The 18,076-nt window shown below is 58.1% G+C and carries 17 protein-coding genes and 1 pseudogene; 7 read left to right on the top strand and 11 right to left on the bottom strand.

What is annotated here, in order from left to right; genetic code table 11:
• Positions 1-73: 73 nt before the first annotated feature.
• Entirely contained in the window at positions 74-298 is a 225-nt protein-coding gene (locus GOB83_RS05725; protein WP_264802570.1) for a hypothetical protein, read from the top strand.
• Between the two features lie 50 nt (positions 299-348).
• Here GOB83_RS05725 and GOB83_RS05720 read toward each other — a convergent pair whose 3' ends face one another.
• From GOB83_RS05720 to tkt, 8 genes are all read right to left on the bottom strand, one after another.
• A complete protein-coding gene (locus GOB83_RS05720; RefSeq protein WP_086646239.1) occupies positions 349-576 on the bottom strand; it encodes a hypothetical protein in 228 nt (75 codons plus the stop codon).
• Positions 577-589: 13 nt separating this feature from the next.
• Entirely contained in the window at positions 590-1,168 is a 579-nt protein-coding gene (locus tag GOB83_RS05715) for a gluconokinase (protein WP_086646238.1), read from the bottom strand.
• A gap of 2 nt (positions 1,169-1,170) precedes the next feature.
• A complete protein-coding gene (gene rpiA / locus GOB83_RS05710) occupies positions 1,171-1,884 on the bottom strand; it encodes a ribose-5-phosphate isomerase RpiA (protein ID WP_086646237.1) in 714 nt (237 codons plus the stop codon).
• Between the two features lie 17 nt (positions 1,885-1,901).
• Positions 1,902-2,651 (bottom strand): 6-phosphogluconolactonase, encoded by a 750-nt coding sequence (pgl, locus tag GOB83_RS05705; protein ID WP_165925627.1) that lies wholly within the window; start codon positions 2,649-2,651, stop codon positions 1,902-1,904.
• 17 nt (positions 2,652-2,668) lie between these two features.
• On the bottom strand, positions 2,669-3,577 hold the full coding sequence (locus GOB83_RS05700) for an HAD family hydrolase (protein WP_165925503.1): 909 nt from the start codon (positions 3,575-3,577) through the stop codon (positions 2,669-2,671).
• Positions 3,578-3,630: 53 nt separating this feature from the next.
• Positions 3,631-4,629 carry a phosphogluconate dehydrogenase (NAD(+)-dependent, decarboxylating) gene (gnd, locus tag GOB83_RS05695; RefSeq protein ID WP_165925502.1) on the bottom strand — a complete coding sequence of 333 codons (999 nt, stop codon included), beginning with the start codon at positions 4,627-4,629 and terminating at the stop codon, positions 3,631-3,633.
• A 25-nt stretch (positions 4,630-4,654) separates the two neighbouring features.
• The gene (locus tag GOB83_RS05690; RefSeq protein ID WP_165925501.1) at positions 4,655-7,510 is read right to left on the bottom strand and encodes a bifunctional transaldolase/phosoglucose isomerase; all 2,856 of its coding nucleotides are present in this window, start codon (positions 7,508-7,510) and stop codon (positions 4,655-4,657) included.
• 87 nt (positions 7,511-7,597) lie between these two features.
• Entirely contained in the window at positions 7,598-9,700 is a 2,103-nt protein-coding gene (tkt, locus tag GOB83_RS05685) for a transketolase (protein WP_165925500.1), read from the bottom strand.
• 329 nt (positions 9,701-10,029) lie between these two features.
• On the opposite strand from tkt, the gene GOB83_RS05680 reads away from it, so the two are divergent.
• From GOB83_RS05680 to GOB83_RS05655, 6 genes and pseudogenes are all read left to right on the top strand, one after another.
• Positions 10,030-10,602: an ankyrin repeat domain-containing protein gene (locus GOB83_RS05680; protein ID WP_165925499.1), complete on the top strand. Its 573-nt coding sequence runs from the start codon at positions 10,030-10,032 to the stop codon at positions 10,600-10,602.
• Positions 10,603-10,718: 116 nt separating this feature from the next.
• Positions 10,719-11,786, top strand: a complete 1,068-nt coding sequence (gene hisC / locus GOB83_RS05675) for a histidinol-phosphate transaminase (RefSeq protein ID WP_165925498.1) — start codon at positions 10,719-10,721, stop codon at positions 11,784-11,786.
• A gap of 159 nt (positions 11,787-11,945) precedes the next feature.
• The gene (locus tag GOB83_RS05670; RefSeq protein ID WP_086646257.1) at positions 11,946-12,224 is read left to right on the top strand and encodes a hypothetical protein; all 279 of its coding nucleotides are present in this window, start codon (positions 11,946-11,948) and stop codon (positions 12,222-12,224) included.
• Positions 12,225-12,386: 162 nt separating this feature from the next.
• A complete protein-coding gene (locus GOB83_RS05665; RefSeq protein WP_373321601.1) occupies positions 12,387-13,445 on the top strand; it encodes a transporter in 1,059 nt (352 codons plus the stop codon).
• 337 nt (positions 13,446-13,782) lie between these two features.
• Entirely contained in the window at positions 13,783-15,207 is a 1,425-nt protein-coding gene (locus tag GOB83_RS05660; protein ID WP_165925497.1) for a lytic transglycosylase domain-containing protein, read from the top strand.
• 72 nt (positions 15,208-15,279) lie between these two features.
• Positions 15,280-16,091: pseudogene (locus GOB83_RS05655) on the top strand (IS5 family transposase).
• 453 nt (positions 16,092-16,544) lie between these two features.
• On the opposite strand, the gene GOB83_RS05650 reads toward GOB83_RS05655, so the two are convergent.
• Genes GOB83_RS05650 through GOB83_RS14790 form a run of 3 tightly spaced genes read right to left on the bottom strand, consistent with a single transcriptional unit; the run spans position 16,545 to position 17,893 of the window.
• Positions 16,545-17,132, bottom strand: coding sequence for an RNA 2'-phosphotransferase (locus GOB83_RS05650; RefSeq protein ID WP_242005749.1), 588 nt, complete (start codon positions 17,130-17,132; stop codon positions 16,545-16,547).
• A gap of 30 nt (positions 17,133-17,162) precedes the next feature.
• The gene (locus GOB83_RS14795) at positions 17,163-17,528 is read right to left on the bottom strand and encodes an IS5 family transposase (protein WP_198911993.1); all 366 of its coding nucleotides are present in this window, start codon (positions 17,526-17,528) and stop codon (positions 17,163-17,165) included.
• Positions 17,525-17,893, bottom strand: a complete 369-nt coding sequence (locus tag GOB83_RS14790) for a transposase (RefSeq protein ID WP_198911991.1) — start codon at positions 17,891-17,893, stop codon at positions 17,525-17,527. Before GOB83_RS14790 ends, GOB83_RS14795 begins: the two co-directional genes overlap by 4 nt.
• Positions 17,894-18,076: the final 183 nt, after the last annotated feature.

Genomic DNA, 18,076 nt, shown 5'->3' with positions numbered 1-18,076 from the left:
ACAGGCGGCTTGCAAGCCACATCGGCGGGGGAGGCAAAAGCCCCGCAGCCATACCAGCAGAAGGCGGCAGAGCGTGCGCAAACATAGTGTTATGGTGGGGGACAGGGTTCTGTATTACGCAGCGCAGTTATCGCACGCGCAGCGTTTTGCCCGTGCCCGGCAGGTGGAGGGCATACAGGCTTATGTTGTGCCAGACCCAACGCCCCAGCGCACCCGCACAGCACGCATAAACCCCCTGACCGGCAAGCCTTACAATAAACCCCAGACCGGCAGGCAGGCAGCAAAACGGAAAGCCTGAGCTTTATGGCTCATGTTATGCGCGGATGGCGAACTATTGGGTTTTTAACGTCAGACCGTAACCGTGCGGTTACGGCGCCAGCTATCTTCCAGTGCATCGGCCGGGTCGGGGTGGAGGTCACTCCATGCGCCATCCTGCCCGGGGGCATGGGCCAGTGCCCGCCATTGGGCCTCCCCCGCCTGCCGCTCCACCACCACATGCCACGATGGGGGAATGCGGCCTAACAGGCGTTCCATTTTTTGGCCCGAGGTCAGTGGTTTGGCGTAGTTATGCCCCATAACTGGCGGTCTTTCAGTGTTTGCTGGCTTTGAGCAGACCCATGATCTCGGCAATGGTTTCTGCTGGCTGGTGCAGGGTTGGCAAGGACCATGCAGCCTCGTCCGGGTGTGGGGGTTCGAGTGTTTCCAACTGGTTGGGCAGTTGTTCGGGGGGCATAAAATGGCCTGTGCGTGTGCTTAGGCGCGTGTGCAAAGTTCCTTCATCTGCATGCAGATAAACAAACTGCACAGTCAGCCCCTGTGCACGCAGCATCGTGCGATATGCACGCTTGAGTGCCGAGCACGCCAGAATACCACCGGTATTGCGTTCCGCGCAGGATTTGAGCCATGCGTGGCACCGCTCCAGCCATGCTTTGCGGTCTGTGTCGGTCAGGGGAATACCATCGCGCATTTTGGTAATGCTGCTGGCATCGTGCAGGGTGTCTGCATCCAGCCATGGCCAGCCCAGTTCGTTATGCAGGCCCTCGGCAATAGTGGTTTTACCAGACCCACAAACCCCCATGACAACAATAAGGCGTTTGCCAATACCATGTGCCGCAGGCTGGGCGGGCAGAACATGCCCGGGCGGAAAAGCTGAACTGTTCAAAGACATGCCTAGCTCCCTTGTGGTGTGATGATCCGAATACCTTCCGGGCCTGCGGTAATGGTCTGTGTGGCCATGTGCAGGAACAGCCCATGTTCTACCACGCCAACAATGCCATACAGGGCGTGGCTCAGCTCTTCGGGCTCCATAATGGCTGGAAAAACACAATCCATGATCAGGTTTTTCTCATCCGTGAGAAAAAAAGACCCATCGCGCATGCGGCGCGGTGTAACCTGCGCCCCCAAAAGCCCCAGCTTGCGTGCAGCATTTTCCCATCCAAAGGGAATAACCTCTACAGGTAGGGGGCAGCGCATGCCTAAGTGGTCCACGTATTTGCTGGCATCAGCTACCACCACAAACTGGGCTGCTGCGGCTGCCACAATTTTTTCCCACAGGAGTGCGCCGCCCAGCCCTTTGATCAGGTTCAGGGTTTTGGGTTCAATTTCATCCGCGCCATCTATGGCCAGATCAAGCTCGGGCTGCTGGCCAAAGGTGGTCAGGGGAATACCCTCTTCACGGGCCTGCTTTTCTGTCACGATGGATGTGGGAATGGCGGTAATCCGCAGCCCTTCCTCGCGAATGCGGCGGCCAAGTTCAGCAACCACAAATTTGGCGGTGGAGCCGGTGCCAAGGCCCACGGCCATACCGCTTTGCACCAGAGATGCGGCTTTTACGGCGGACTGCTGCTTAAAGGCTGCGGCGGGGTCGGGTGTGGTGGTTGTCATCTGTCTGTTTGTCCTTGTTATTCTTGGCCCGATGGGGCTGCGGCCTGGTCTGTAAACCATATCAGTTCGCCTTGCGCCGTAACCGCGCTGGCCGGGCATGCGGGGTCCTGCGCACGAATGCGGGCCAGAATATCCCGTTTGGCGGCACCTTCCACCAAAAAAACCACATGCTGGCTGGAATGAATGGCAGGGTAGGTCAGCGTCAGGCGGGTATGGGGTGCCACGGGAGGCACGCAGCTTGCAACCCATGCGCTACGGTTGTCGAGCACAGGCTGGCCTGGAAAAAGTGAGGCCGTATGCCCGTCCGTGCCAATGCCCAGCAGCTGCACATCAAAAAAAGGCCGCTCTGGTGAAAAATCCTTGGCTCCGTAAAGGTTTTTCAGGGTCTGTTCGTACGCTCCAGCAGCATTTTCGGCCAGCCCATGGTCTGGCATGGGAAAAATGTTGTCGGCAGGAATAGGGGCTTTTGAAAAAAGCAGACGCTGCATCATGCCAAAATTGCTATCGGCATGGTCATGGGGCACAAAGCGGTCATCCCCAATAAAAAACTGCATATTATGCCACGGAAAGCGCGCAACATAGGGTGTGCTGGCCATAAGGGCATACAGATGCTGGGGGGTGGAACCCCCGCTAAGCGCCAGCCGGAACGGTGCTGTATCAGCCTTGGCAAGGCTGCGTTCGAGCAGCCAGTCCGCCAGTCCGGTTATCAGCGCCTCCCGGTGGGGAAAAACATGCATGGTTCCAGTGGCGGTGGTCTGTCCGGGCATCATGGGGTCTTTCATACTCATGGAGCGGGTGCCGCATTTGCAGGGGCGGGAGCATAGTGCAGGGTGGGGGCTGTATGGCAACGGGGCAGCACAAACTCCGTTATCGCGCGGGCCCAGCCCTCCTGCGTGTTGGGGGTGGTTATGCAATGCGCGTAGGCCTGCACATCCGGGGTGGACTGGCCCATTGCAATAGCAAGCCCGGCAATGGCCAGCATGGGAATGTCGTTGTTCATATCCCCAATACAGGCAACTTCGCTCACACTTATGCCGTAGTCAGCGGCCAGTTGGCGCACGGCATGCCCTTTGTTGGCGTGCAGGGGGGTAATGTCCAAAAACCATTTGCTGGAGAGGGCAACACTGGCCTGCCCTGCCAGTTTGCGGCCTATCAGGGCTTCCTGCGCCTGTAGCATGGCGTGGTCTGTGGTGGAGCCGGTAACCTTGCCAATATCATGCACGTAGGCACGCAGGTCGCTCACTTGTGTTGGTGTGCTTTGCACGGTCCGGCTTTCTGCCAGCACAAGGGGGTTCTGCGCATCGCGTACAAGCCACTCATGCCCACGGAACAGCCACGGGTCCACCTGCGGGGCAGCCAGCAGGTTCAGTGCTTCCTGCACGGTTTGCGGGGCGAGTGAGAGGCTGGAGCGGATGGTCCGGTCGGGGTTGAACAGGGTGCCGCCATTAAGCGCGCCATAAGGAGTGCTGACCCTTAACTGCCCAAAATACATTTCCATCCCACCGGGGGGGCGGCTGCTAACAAGGCAGAGGGGCACGCCCGCAAGCTGTAATGCCTGCGCTGCCGCCATGCTTTGGGGGGTAACCTGCTTGTCCGGGGTGAGCAGTGTGCCATCCATGTCGGAAACAACAAGGCGGATCTGGCGGGCAGGGGGGCGTTCGGGGCCATGCCTGTTCTGCCCAAAGCCTGCCATTGTGTTCTTCCCCCAATGCCCCGGCCCGTATAAGGGCCGGGGGTAAAAGGCGTTTAGCCTTTGCTTTCTACGTGGCCGCCAAAGCCGAAGCGCATGGCGGACAGGATTTTTTCTGCAAATGTATTGTCACTGCGTGAACGAAAGCGCGTAAACAGTGCGGCCGTCATGACCGGCACGGGCACGGCTTCTTCAATCGCGGCTTCAATGGTCCAGCGGCCTTCGCCCGAATCGCTGACCTCCCCACTGAATTTGGAAAGTTCGCCGTTATTGGCAAGGGCTTGTGCCGTCAGGTCCAGCAGCCAGGAGGACACCACGCTACCCCGGCGCCAGACTTCGGCAATATCGGCCATGTTAAGCGAGAACCGTTCGTCCTCGGCCAGAAGCGGGGAGTCCTTGCGGTACATAACGTCAAAGCCTTCGGCAAAGGCCTGCATCATGCCGTATTCAATGCCGTTATGGACCATTTTGACAAAATGACCCGACCCCGCCGGACCACAATACAGGTACCCCTGCTCGGCCCGCGGGTCCAGCCCTTCGCGGTCACGCTCGGGAGTGCGGGGGATGTCCCCCATGCCCGGAGCAAGTGCTGCCAGAATGGGGTCAATATGGTCAGCGGCTTCTTTGGCGCCGCCGTACATCATGCAGTAGCCCCGATCCAGCCCCCACACGCCGCCGGATGTGCCAATATCAAGGTAATCAATCCCTTTTTCGGCTAGCACCTTGGCGCGGCGAATATCGTCCTTGTAGTAGGTGTTGCCACCATCAATAACGATGTCGCCCCGGCCCATTAGCCCGGCAAGAGACATAACGGTTTCTTCCGTAATGTCGCCGGCGGGGAGCATGGACCACACAATTTTTCTGGGGCCACGTAGCTGCGCAACAACATCGGCCAGACTGCTTGCCCCTGCTGCGCGGCCGGGTTCTGCCCGTGCCACGGTTTTTTCCACCGCTGCGGCGTCCCGGTCGTACACAACAACGTCGTGCCCAAAGCGTGTCAGGCGGACGGCAATGTTGCCCCCCATCCTGCCCAGCCCAACAATGCCTATCTGCATGATCTCTCTCCGCTTTCAGTCTTTATTACAGGGCGTCATGCAGGGCGGAGGCCAGTGCTGCAAGCCCTTCCTTGAGATTGCCACGGATATGCACGCGCAGGGCGCGGCGTTTGCGCTCGCTCAGCACGTCAAAATCACCACGGGCCTGTGCGGCCTTGACCACGCCAAACGTGTAGCTGGTGCCGGGTACGGGCAGGTCACGCGCATTGTCTGCCGTAATCTGGAGGAACACCCCCGTATTGGGGCCACCTTTATAAGCCTGCCCTGTGGAGTGGAGGAAGCGCGGCCCAAAACCTGTTGAGGTGGCAATGGTTTTGGCATCACGCACATGCAGGCGGATGTGCTGGAGCCATTCTGCCGTTTCGCGGTTACGCTCGATAAAGGCGAGCAGGGCCACGTAGTCACCCGGTTTTACGCGGTCAAAATGGGCCTTGAGAACACCACAGGCGCTCTCGGCCTTTACGGCAGCGGCGTTGGTGGGGTCCGTATAAAAGGCTAGAGGCCCAAATTCGGCAAACGGAGCCTGTGCAGGCAGCGTGCCGGTCTGTTCGTAAGCTGCGGTCAGCTTGCGCGTTTCGATTTTTGTGGATTCCACATCGGGCTGGTCAAACGGGTCTATGCCCAGAAAAGCCCCGGCAACAGCGGTTGCCACCTCCCAGCGGAAGAACTCCTGCGCAATCTGGCGCTTGTTGTGCAAGGTGATGGTCAGCACCGGCTGCCCGGCTTCGATCAGGGTTGCAATGGCTTCATCCTGCTCATGCCGGTGTTCGGGGGCCAGACGCAGGTAAACAAACAGCCGGTCGTGGCCATAGCGGCTGGGACCACCCAGAGTTTCGTTATCAACCGGAATAATGCCCTTGCCGTGCTTGCCGGTGGATTCCGCCACCAGCTGCTCCAGCCATGCACCAAAGCTTGCAATCTGGGGTGTGGCAATAATGCTCAGCTTGTCGCGGCCCAGTGCCTGAGCGGCAACGCCCATAAGTGTGCCAAGCTGCACACCGGGGTTGAGCGCGGGTGGCACGCTGGCATCGCACAGGCGCACGCCACGCAGGGCATCTTCCAAAAACAGGCGGATGGGCACACCGGCGGCAGCCGCTGGTACAAGCCCGAAGTTGGAGAGAATGGAATAGCGCCCGCCAATTTTGGGGTCGCCTGCAAAAACCTTCCAGAACCCTTCCTGCCGGGCCAGTGCCTCCAGCTTGGAGCCGGGGTCTGTAATGGCTACAAAATGCGCGCCTGCTTTATCCTTGAGGGCGCGCTTGGCCAGATCCTGAAAATAGGACAGCATAATATTGGGCTCAAGCGTGCTGCCGGATTTGGAGGCAACAATAAACAGCGTGTGCTCGGGGTCTATTTTGCGCTCAAAGGCCGCAACCTGCTGCGGGTCCGTGCTGTCCAGCACATACAGGTGGCCAAAGCCTTCGTGCTTGCCAAAGGTCATGGCCAGCACTTCCGGCCCCATGCTGGAGCCGCCCATGCCCATCAGCAGCACCTGCTTGAAGCCGCGCGCCTTGACCTCGGCCTGAAACGCTTCCAGCTCATCCACATGGGCCAGCCGTTCGTCCACAACATCCAGCCAGTTCAGCCAGTCGGATTCGGAGTTGCCGGTCCAGACGGAGGCATCCTTGCGCCACAGCCGGCGGATGGTGCCATCCTTGCGCCATGCTTCCAGCCCCGTATCCAGCGCCGTTTGCAGGTCGGCTGGCAGGTTGGCTTTGGATGTGGTCAGCTTGTTGCCCATCAGGGCGATCTGTTTGGCCGCAACGGAACCAAGGAGGGCGTCAAACGCATCTTCAAACGCGCTCACACCTTCATTGAGCAGCGTGGTGGTTACGCTATCCAGATCAAGGCCAAGGCGTTCGGCCTCTTCCATCACCTTGCGGGCTTCGGCCACGCCCTGTGTCAGGCTTTCGCTGACCGTGCCGTGGTCGCGGAAGGCATCCATGGTGGCAGGGGGCAGGGTGTTGACTGTCTGCGGGCCTATAAGCGTGTCCACGTACAGCACATCGCTATAGGTTTTGTCCTTGGTGCCGGTGGAAGCCCATAGCAGGCGCTGGGTCTGTGCCCCGGCGTCTTCCAGCGCTTTCCAGCGCGGGGTCTGCATGATGTTCTGCCAGTAGGCATAGGCCATTTTGGCGTTGGCTATGGCAACCTTGCCGCGCAGGCTTTTAAGGTGCTCTGCGTCCTTGTCCGCTGCTTTGGTCCGCTGGTCTATGACGGCGTCAATCTTGCCATCAATCCGGCTGACAAAGAACGAGGCCACAGAGGCCACGCGGGACAGATCCCCCCCGCGGGCCTTGAGGTCTTCCAGCCCGCTCAGCCATGCTTCCACCACATCCGCATAGGCTGCGAGTGAGAAAATGAGTGTGACGTTAACGTTAATCCCTGCGGCAATGCTCTGGCGGATGGCCGGAATGCTCTGCGGTGTTGCAGGGATTTTGATCATCAGGTTCGGGGCGTTTACATCTGCCCACAGCCGTTTTGCTTCATGCGCAGTCCCGGCCTCGTCCCGCGCCAGATAGGGGGACACTTCAAGGCTTACAAACCCGTCGCGGCCTTTGGTCTGCTCGTAAACAGGGGCCAGAACATGGGCCGCGGCCTGAATGTCGGCTACGGCAAGCCGCTCGTACAGAGCGCCGGGGGAGAGTGTTTCATGTGCCAGAATATCGCGTATCTGCGGGTCATATTCCGTGCCTTCTCCCATGGCTTTCTGGAAGATGGCCGGGTTGGAGGTTACGCCGCGTATGTCGCCACTGTGCACCAGTTTGGCCAGCGAGCCGTCTTCCACAAAGGAACGGCGGATAAAGTCCAGCCAGGGGGACTGATGGACCGTGGCCAGGGCCTGTAATGGGTTGCTGCCTGTTGGCACAGAGGCGGTCATACGTGCATATCCTTATCCTGCCCGGCTGCTGTTTGGCAGTAGCCGGGCTTTAGTCCTGTAACCGTTACGCCAGAGGGGCTGTCTGGTTCAGCCTGCCTGTTTGCGGGCGGCGTCTACAACAGCATCCACCGTAAAGCCGAAGTGCTTGAGCAGCTGGCTGGCCGGGCCAGACGCGCCAAAGTCGTTCATGGCAATAATGGTGCCGGTGGGGCCAGCGTAACGGTCCCACCCAATGGGGGAGCCGGCTTCTACCACCACGCGCCCCGTAACGGCGGAAGGTAGAACGCTTTCGCGGTAAGATTGTGGCTGCGCTTCAAACAGTTCCCAGCTTGGCATGGAAACCACGCGGGCAGGCACGCCTTGGGCACTCAAGGTTTCATACGCTTCGACTGCCAGCGAAAGTTCACTGCCGGTTGCGATCAGGATCACCCGGGGGGTCTGTTCGCTGCTGGCCAGCACGTAAGCACCTTTTGCCAGACCAGAGGCCGGGGCATAGCGTGTGCGGTCCAGTGTCGGCAGGTTCTGGCGGCTCAGGGCCAGTGCCGCAGGGCCGGAACGGTTGGCAATAAGGTAGCGCCAAGCCTCGGCAACTTCGTTGGCATCTGCCGGGCGCAGGGTGGTCAGGCCGGGGGTTGCACGCAGTTGCACCAGTTGCTCAATTGGCTGGTGAGTTGGCCCATCCTCGCCCACGCCAATGGAATCGTGGGTGAAAATATAGGTCACCGGCAGCCCCATAAGGGCGGACAGGCGGATAGGGGCCTTCATGTAGTCCGAAAAAATCAGGAACCCTGCACCATATGGGCGCAGGCCATACAGGGCCATGCCATTTACAATGGCGCCCATGGCGTGTTCGCGCACACCAAAATGGAAGTTGCGGCCAGCATAGCTGCCACCCCATTTGGCAGGCTGAAAACTCTCCTGCCCCTTGAGCAGCGTTTTGGTGGAGGGGGCCAGATCGGCCGAACCACCCAGCAGCCACGGCAGGCGGCCTGCAACGGCGTTCAGCACTTCGCCCGAGCTGGCGCGCGAGGCAGTGCCCTTGGCGTCTGCCGGGTAAAGCGGAATATCCGCATCCCAGCCTTCGGGCAGGGTACCGCTGAAAATGGCGTCCAGTTCGCCCGCTTTTTCCGGGTGGGCGGTGCGGTAGTCCGCGAACAGTTTTTCCCATGCCGTGCGTGCGGCCAGCCCGCGTGCGCCAAGCCCTGCGCGCATGTGCGGCAGAACGGCATCGGGCACGGCAAAGCTGCTGTCTTCGGGCCAGTTGAGGAACTTTTTGGTTTCGCGCACTTCTTCCGCACCCAGCGGTTCACCATGGGCGGAAGCCTTGCCAGCCTTGTGCGGGGCCCCCCATGCAATAACCGAGTGCGCAATAATCAGGGTGGGTTTGCTGGTCTGGGCGCGGGACTGGGCCAGAAGTTCTGCAAAAGCGGCTGTGTCGTTGGCGTCCTTGAGCTCAAGCACCTGCCAGCCATAGGCGGCAAAGCGTTCGGCTACGTTTTCGGTAAACGCAACATCGGTCGAGCCTTCGATGGAAATCCGGTTGGAATCATAGATCCATGTCAGGTTGCCCAGTTCCAGGTGTGCGGCAAGGGAAGCGGCCTCGCTGGATACGCCTTCCATCATGTCCCCATCCCCGCACAGGGTGTACACATGGTGGTCGAACAGCGTAAAACCGGGCATGTTGTAGCGCGCGGCCAGCCATTTTTCGGCAATGGCCATGCCTACGGAATTGCCACAGCCTGCACCCAGCGGCCCTGTTGTGGTTTCCACCCCCGTTGTGTGGCCGTATTCGGGGTGGCCGGGAGTTTTGGAACCAAACTGGCGGAACTGGCGGAGGTCTTCCACGCTCAGGGCGGGTTCGTCCGTAACCTTGCCGTTGGTGACCTGCCGGATGCCTGCAACATGAATAAGCGCGTAAAGCAGCATGGAGGCATGGCCGATGGACAGCACAAAGCGGTCACGGTTGGGCCAGAGCGGGGCAGTGGGATCGTAATTCAGGGTGTTCTGCCACAGGGTGTAGGCAATAGGGGCCATGGACATGGCGGCCCCGGGGTGCCCGGAATTGGCGTTCTGCACGGCATCCATCACCAGAGTGCGGATGGTGTTGATGCACAGCGTATCGGGGCTGTTCACTCTACCGGCTTCTGCCCCGGCAGGTGCACGCAGGGGGGTAGAAAAAGAAACGCGCATAGCGGGCCTGTCCTCCAGCTGGGCTTTAGTGCCAAAGCCCGCAAATATAGGGTTGGGGCCTGCGCACGAGGCCCCATGAAAAGACGTTTTTGCACAATTCCACGGTTCTGCATTTTTCGGCAAGAGACGAGCTTGCCGGGAGCGGAACCCTTGCGGAGTTATCCAGTTCAACCCATTATATCAAAAGAGTTGTTGTTCTGCCATGTTCCCCGCCCGCCATATGCCAACAAGTTGCTTTGCGGTGGGTAGGCAATGTGACAAAATGGAACAATCGCGCAGGGCAGGACGTTGCCCTGATCAGGATAAACCGTTTTTTCCGGAGGTCAGCCATGACAGAAGAGTCTACACGGACACAGTCCGAGCAGGCCCCCGCCAATCCGGCAGCCGGAGAAGGCGGGCAGGCTTTTACGCGTGAGCAGGTGGAAGCCCTGTTTATTAACGCAGCCAGAGAAGGGGATGCGGACCTGCTGGCCCGCTTCCTTGAAGCTGGCATGGACCCGAATCTCAGGATGGAAAAAGGGTACACCCCCCTTATTCTGGCGGCCTATAACGGGCACACGGACGCCGTGCGCATACTGCTGGACCGTGGCGCGGACCCGAACCTGAAGGATGAAAAAGGCTCCACCGCCCTTTCGGGTGTGGCGTTTAAAGGGGATGTTGCCTTGGTGAGCATGCTGCTTGCCGCCGGTGCCGAGGTAGATGCCGCCAATGCCGTAGGCCGCACGCCGCTTATGTTTGCGGTCATGTTCGGGCGGGACGATGTTGCCCGTGTGCTGCTTGGGGCGCGGGCCAATGTGCTGCTGCGTGATGGGGAGGGCCTGAATGTCCTGGACCTGGCCCAGCGGCAGGGCAATGGCGCATTGTTGCAGGACCTGAAAAAAGCGGTAGGCGTTTCCGCCTGAGCCTGATGCAGGGGTACTGCTGCAAGGCTGTGCCGCGCCTGATTTTTTGACTGAGCTTTTTTGAGCAACGGCCTGCCAGCGCAGGCCGTTCAACTTATGTGCATGGAATGATCGGAATGAGCCGTTTCTGGAGCCCTCTTGTTCACACCCTTACGCCTTACGTGCCGGGTGAGCAGCCAAAAATTGCTAATCTGATCAAGCTGAACACCAATGAATCGCCCTATGGCCCATCCCCCCGTGCGCTGGAGGCCATAAAGGCCGCCACTAATGACACCCTGCGCCTTTACCCCGACCCGGAAGCCTTGGCACTGCGCACGGCGCTGGGCCAGCGTGTGGGGCTGGGTGCGGACCATGTGTTTGTTGGTAATGGTTCGGACGAGGTGCTGGCCCACGCTTTTCAGGCTCTGTTTGCACACGGGGACCCGCTGCTCTTCCCCGATGTCAGCTACAGTTTTTACAAGGTTTACTGTGGGCTGTACAAACTGCCTTACCGCATGGTGCCATTGCGTGCGGATATGGGCATTGCGGTGGAGGATTACACCGGTCCATGCAGTGGCGTGGTCATTGCCAACCCCAATGCGCCAACAGGTATTGCTCTGGGGCTGGATGCTATAAGCAAGCTGCTGGAGATGCACCCCGAGCGGGTGGTGCTGGTCGATGAAGCCTATGTGGATTTTGGCGCACAGAGTGCGGTGGAACTGGTCCGCGATTATCCTAACCTGCTGGTTGTGCAGACTTTTTCCAAATCCCGCGCGTTGGCAGGGGCTCGGGTGGGTTTTGCCTTTGGGCAGCCTGATCTGATTGAGGCACTGGTGCGGGTCAAGGACAGCTTTAACTCGTACCCGCTGGACCGTCTGGCACAGGCGGGGGCTCTGGCCTCTGTTGAGGATGAGGACTGGTTTGCCAAAAGCGTGCAGCGGGTTATGGACAGCCGCACGATGCTGAGCGAAGGACTGCGTGGACTTGGTTTTGAAGTCTTGCCGTCCATGGCAAACTTTGTTTACACTCGGCATCCCGATCGTGATGCAGGAGAACTCGCGGCGCAGTTGAGAGCCCGGGCCATTCTTGTCCGCCACCTCAAGGGTGAACGCACAATGGCGTGGTTGCGCGTTACGGTGGGAACGCAAGAGCAGTGTCAGGCCTTGCTTGATGTGTTGCGCGACAGTGTTCTTCGCAATTCGTAAAAACTGTCTGGTCATTCGCCCAGCCGTTACAGCCTTGCCCGGGCCTGTGCCGCGCAGTGTGCGCGGTGGGTTTGGCAAGGCGGTCAGGTATTAAATTTTTAAGACATAAACCGTGCCGCGACCCCGCCGCACGGTCTTGATTTGATGGAGGGTCTGTTCATGCGCGCTTTTCGCGGCCAGATGTCTGATAACCAGCCAATCCGGCGCTCCCTGCCGGAAAAACAGAAGCAGCTGCGTGACCTGAAGGAAACGCTGGCTGCCATGAAGTCCCACACATCTCCTGCACTCAAGGAGAGTGTGCGCAAACGCATTGCCCAGCTTGAGGCCGAGCTTACGGCGGCTCCTGTTCTCAAATCCAACAACCGGCCCAGCGGCACTGCCCGCCCCCGGCAGGAGCGGGGGAACGCACCACGGCGGCCAACAATACGGTCTCTTTAAATAATGAGCCAGAAAGGGGAGAGGTGGTTGACCTCTCCCCTTTCTGTGTGGCTTGTGCGTGTTATAGCGTTTGCTTGACGTCTTTATTACCGCAGAATCAGATGGTTTGCGGTGCATTGGAAAAAACCCCCATAACAGATTAGCAGAGCAGGGAGATCGGAATTGGCTGGAACCACCTTGTCTCAACTGACCGATCTGCTTTCTGAAGGGGGAACCCTGCTGCGTGATGGTCTGGTCTGGGCCATTTACTGCCGCCCCGGTCAAGAGCCGCAGGAGCTTGAGCGCGATGTGGTGGTCCACCGCCTGACAACGGGGAACTTCCCCCCCGAATTTGCCGAGGGTGAAGGCTGGGCGTGGTTTCATTTTGATATTGTCCACACCATGTCCCGCCATCAGATCGAGACCATTCCCTCCCTGCCGGAAGAAGTGCGGCAGGTTCTGACCAACCTGGAACGTAGCACCCGGCTGGAAAACGAGGGGGATATTGTGTTCGGCGCACTCCCCGCGTTTGACGATACCTCCACCGATGATGATCGCAACGTCAGCACGTGGCGTTTTGCCCTTGAGCCGGACCTGCTGCTCACCACCCGCCGCCACCCTATTCCCGCCCTTGGTGTTGTGTTCCACGAACTCAAGCGTGGGCTGGTACCCCGCTCCCCCGCCAAGGTGGTGGACCGCGCCCTGCTGGAATTTGCAGATACATTGCGGCGTGACTTTGCCCGGCTGGATGACCAGCTTGACCGGGCGGAAGATGTGCTGCTGATGCTCGACCGGGATACGGATCTGGGCCGTGTGAGCGGCCTGCTGGGTATGGTGCGCCGCCGTTCCACGGAACTGCGGCGGGTACTGGCCCCCGTGGACCGTATTTTCCGTGATGAAGAACTGGAACTGCCCGAATGGGCCGAGGACGACCTGAAGGACCGCTCGCACCGGCAGGTTCATGCTGCGCTCGATGACCTTCTGGCCCTTCAGGACCGGGCCCGTTCCTTGCAGGATGAACTGACATCCAATCAGGCGGAAGAAACCAACCGTCGGCTGTATATTTTGACCGTGGGCACCATTCTTATGCTCCCCGCAACGCTGGTCACCGGCTTTTTTGGCATGAATACGGGCGGCATGTTCCTGACCGATGGCCGCTGGGGCACGGTGGATGCGGGTGGACTGTGTTTTCTGATCATGATGGGAACATGGTTTTTGCTCAAGTTTATCCGCTTTTTGTAAAAGCTGCTGGTGGCATGTGGCAGGGCAAACCACACGCATCAGAATTGTTACGTGCGGGTGTGCGTGCCATAAAATAAGCCAAGTTGAAGAACACAGTCTCCGGCTGGGGATTTTGGCATGTTCTGGCCAGCCCATGGGTAAAAATAGCCATGTCCGTGTTGTTTGCGTATAGTAAAGCCGGTTCTGCCACAAAACGCTTGAACGCGGGTGGAGCGTTTTCTTGCATGTGGGGTATGGCCCGTATAAACACATGGGCGTATTTTCTGGTCCGGACATGCGGGAGTGAGCATGGAACCGGCCGGTTTTCCTGTGCCACGGCAAGGATGGATAAAACAGCATGACAGGCAGACAGCCCTTTTCCAGGATGCAAGACTGTTGTGCCGCCCGTAATGCCCCCATCAGGTTTGGGCGTGGTATCAGGGGTGTGCTTGCTCTGGGGCTGCTGGCTGTGCTGGCGGCCTGTGCTGGCCAGCCGGGTGGAAGCGATACGGATGTTCCCATAGCGCAGGAAGCCGAGTTCTACCGTGCTCATGCCCGGTCCTACTATGCGCCTCCCGGCCCGGCGGAAGACCCGTGGGGCCCTTATATCCGCGAAGCTTCCAAACGCTTTGATGTGCCAGAAGAATGGGTGCGCGCCGTTATCCAGCAGGAATCCGGCGGCAAGCTGTTCCATGACGGCCAGCTTGTGACATCCGGCCCCGGTGCGATGGGCCTGATGCAGCTTATGCCCCCAACCTATGATGAAATGCGCGCCGCGTATAATCTGGGTGGGGATGCCTACGAACCGCACGATAACATCATGGCGGGGACTGCGTATTTACGGCAGTTATACGATGTTTATGGCTCCCCCGGCTTTCTGGCCGCATATAATGCGGGCCCTGGACGTCTGGAAGATTTTATCACCCGCAACCGGACCCTCCCGCGGGAGACACGGAATTACGTGGCCTCCATCGGGCGGCGCATTGTGGGTATTTCACCCCTCAATCGCTCTCAGGCCGATATGCAGGTGGCCAGCCATGATTCCTTTACACAAAGGGCAGTTGGCAATGGCGCTGGCCGGAATGCTGGCGGCATAAGTGCTGTACAGGCTGCATGGTCGGCCCGGCAGCAGGGGAGCATGCAGCCCGTGCAGGTGGCGGACGCCATTGGGGATGATACGGTAGATACCGCCAGTGCCCCCGCAGCCACCTATGGGCAGGACTGGCATCCTGTTTCACGTAAAACAAGAGTGGATGGGCTGACGGAAAGCCCATCGGATGTACGGGCCATATGGGCCAAACGGTTGGGAGCAACCGCGCAGACCACCCCAGAGACACCCGTGCAGGTTGCTCAGGCGGGGGAGGCGGAAACAGATGAACCCGCATATATTCCCGCTCCTCTGACCGAATCGGGTGTGTCTGATCCCGAACCGGCCCGGCTAAGCGTGGCAGATGGGCGCAAAGGGGGCAGTTTACGCCTGATCCCCATGGCGCACGCAGAACCCGCCCCCTTACTGAGCAGGAAGGTACGCGGTGTGGATGCCAGAAACTGGGCTATTCAGGTTGGCGCGTTTGGTTCCGCTGCTCTGGCGCAGCAGGCATCGGGGCGGGCACAGCACCAGAACACATCCCTCTCTGGTGCACGGGTGCAAATTGCTGTGGTGCAGGCAAAAAAGGGACGGCTGTATCGTGCGCGTCTCACCAACCTGTCGCATACCGATGCAGTGGGCGCCTGCCGCAAACTGAGCGGGTGTGTTGTGATCTCGCCTGAATCACACCTCTAGACTCAGGACCTGTTCATTTATTGAATTGAACGGTGTTCTGTGTTTCACAGTCTTACCGATGGAGGTGAGACTGTGAGTGACTTGTTTTTGCTGTCTGAGAGGCAGATAGAACGGGTTGAGCCATTTTTCCCTCTGGCGCACGGAGTGCCACGCGTGGATGATCGGCGCGTTCTAAGCGGGATTGTTTATGTTATCCGCAACGGCCTTCAGTGGAAGGATGCTCCGAAAGCGTATGGTCCGCACAAGACTTTGTATAATCGCTTCATCCGATGGAGCCGACTGGGTGCCTTCGACCGGATATTCGTCTCGTTGACAGAGCAGACTGGCCGTTCAAAGCGCTTGATGATCGATGCAACGCATCTCAAGGTACACCGGACAGCGGCCTCCTTGCTCAAAAAGCGGCTTTTCCCCGCCATATCGGACGGACAAAAGGCGGCCTGAACTCAAAACTTCATGCCGTGTGCGATGATCAGGGCCGACCCGTTCGGCTTCATTTGACTGTGGGACAGGTCAGTGATTTCAAAGGCGCTGATGCGCTGATGCGCTGATGCGCTGATGCGCTGATGCGCTGATGCGCTGATGCGCTGCTGTCGGACCTGCCGGATGAGACAGAGGAAGTCATCGGCGATCGGGGATACGACAGCAATAAAATCAGACAGTTTCTAGCAGACCGAAACATCACCGCCTGTATTCCGCCAAAGAAAAACAGGAAATCAAAGCCGCCGTACAACTGGCATCTGTATAAGAAGCGCCACCTCATCGAAAATATGTTCGCAAAGCTGAAGGACTGGCGACGTGTTGCAACCCGATATGACCGGTGCGCTCATACCTTCATATCCGCAACCCATATCGCAGCAAGCGCCATCTTCTATATTAAAGAATGAGTCCTGAACCTAGTAGCAACGCTTATGGGACTTCAGAGGTTCCGCGAATTACAGGGAGCAAGAAGTGAAAGCATATCTGTATGACTCTCCCATCTTACCTGATGGTTTCAAATTGCCACAAGAATATATTGATTTTGCTGTTAGTGGCTGCTCTCGAGATTTGTATCCTTGGAGGGTTCTGGCGGCAGATATGGCTGGCTCTCTGTGTTATTTTGGCGCGATGCTTTTGAAGTTTCCTAATAACCCCTTGGTGCCCTTTGCAATAATTAATGATGAGTCGGGCTTGTATAATGACGGGTGGGTTGTTTTGGCGTGTTTTGATGGGGCGGATTTCTCGGGTAATCCGCCGGTAAGAATATATGACTACTCCAATCCCAAAGCGTCGCCTTGGGAGAATAGGTCTTATCAGAGTTTCTCAGATTGGCTTGAGACGGCTAAGAAGGAGTCGTCAGATTATAGGTCATCGCTATGTTGATTTATGAACCCAGCTTGTACATGTGTAGTTAACCAGACTCCATTCTCTGCCTGAAAAAACTTGAAGCCCTGTTGGTGCATCCGCAGGGCTTCAATTTTTAGTACCACAGGTTCGCCATAGCGTTGCCCGACAGCAGTAGCCGTAGTTATGTCTTGCGACAGGTGTACATGGTGACGAGCGCCTGCGATCAAGCCTTGCTGGCGGATCGATTCCAAGAAGCGCGTAGCGGTGCCGTGGTAGAGAAACTCTGGCGGCTCTTTCTCTACGTGCTGAAGGCTCACACTGGCAGTTGAGTGGCCCTGTACGGCGCGAATACGCAGGCCATCTTCCGAGAGACTGAAGCGTTTTTTATCGCTGCTGCTGACAACAGCCTGAATCAGGGCGATATCTAAAATTCGCCCATCTTTAGCTGCACCAGCTACCAAGGATTCGACATTTGCCCAGCCCTCGCTGTCTAGCTGCAAGCCGATGGCGTGTGGTTCATGCCTGAGAACATAGCTAAGAAATTTGCTGGTCTCGTTGAGTTGCTTGGTATTCATCCCGCTTAATGCCTCAAAATCATTCATTGATTGGCAGCAGTTTGCATCATTCTTGCTTCATGTCTGCATCACGTCGGCTGAACGACTTTTTTTGTGCTGTCGGGTTGCAACACGTCGCCAGTCCTTCAGCTTTGCGATGATGTTTTCGATCAGATGGCGCTTCTTATATAGATGCCAGTCGTAAGGCTGCTTTGATTTCCGGTTCTTTTTCGGGGGAATACAGGCGGTGATATTGCGTTCTGCAAGCGATAACCTGACCCGGTTGCTGTCATAGCCTCTGTCCCCGATGACTTCTTCTATCTCATCGGGAAGATCTGTCAGAAGCACGTCTGCGCCTCTGAAGTCGCTGACCTGTCCCGCAGTCAGATGAAGGCGGACAGGTCGGTCCTGATCATCGCACACGGCATGAAGTTTTGAGTTCAGGCCGCCTTTTGTCCGTCCGATATGGCGGGGAAAAGCTCCTTTTTGAGCAGGGACGCCGATGTCCGGTGTGCCTTAAGGTGTGTTGCATCAATCATCAAGCGCTTCGAACGGCCAGCCTGCTCTGTCAGGGCGACAAAGATCCTGTCAAAGACACCCAGACGGCTCCACCGGATAAAGCGGTTGTATAAAGTCTTGTGTGGACCATACGCTTGCGGAGCATCCTTCCACTGAAGGCTGTTGCGGATGACATAAACGATCCCGCTCAGAACACGCCGGTCATTCACGCGTGGCACTCCGTACGCCAGAGGCAAAAACGGCTCAATCCGCTCCATCTGGCGCTCAGACAGCATAAACACATCACTCACATGCCCACCCTCCATCGGTGAGCCTGTGATCACAACCTCTCGTTCATTTCAATAAATTAATAGGTCCTGAGCCTAGCACTACAGTTGCATTTTGTATTGTGAGTGAGAGCGCATAGCGTTTGCCTGATGTGTTCGTCGAAAGACGGACCATCTGAGGATATGGGCGACGGGTAACCTGCGTTG

It is taken from the genome of Acetobacter fabarum, assembly GCF_011516925.1.
GTDB lineage: Bacteria > Pseudomonadota > Alphaproteobacteria > Acetobacterales > Acetobacteraceae > Acetobacter > Acetobacter fabarum.
This window is presented reverse-complemented; position numbering and strand designations above follow the sequence as displayed.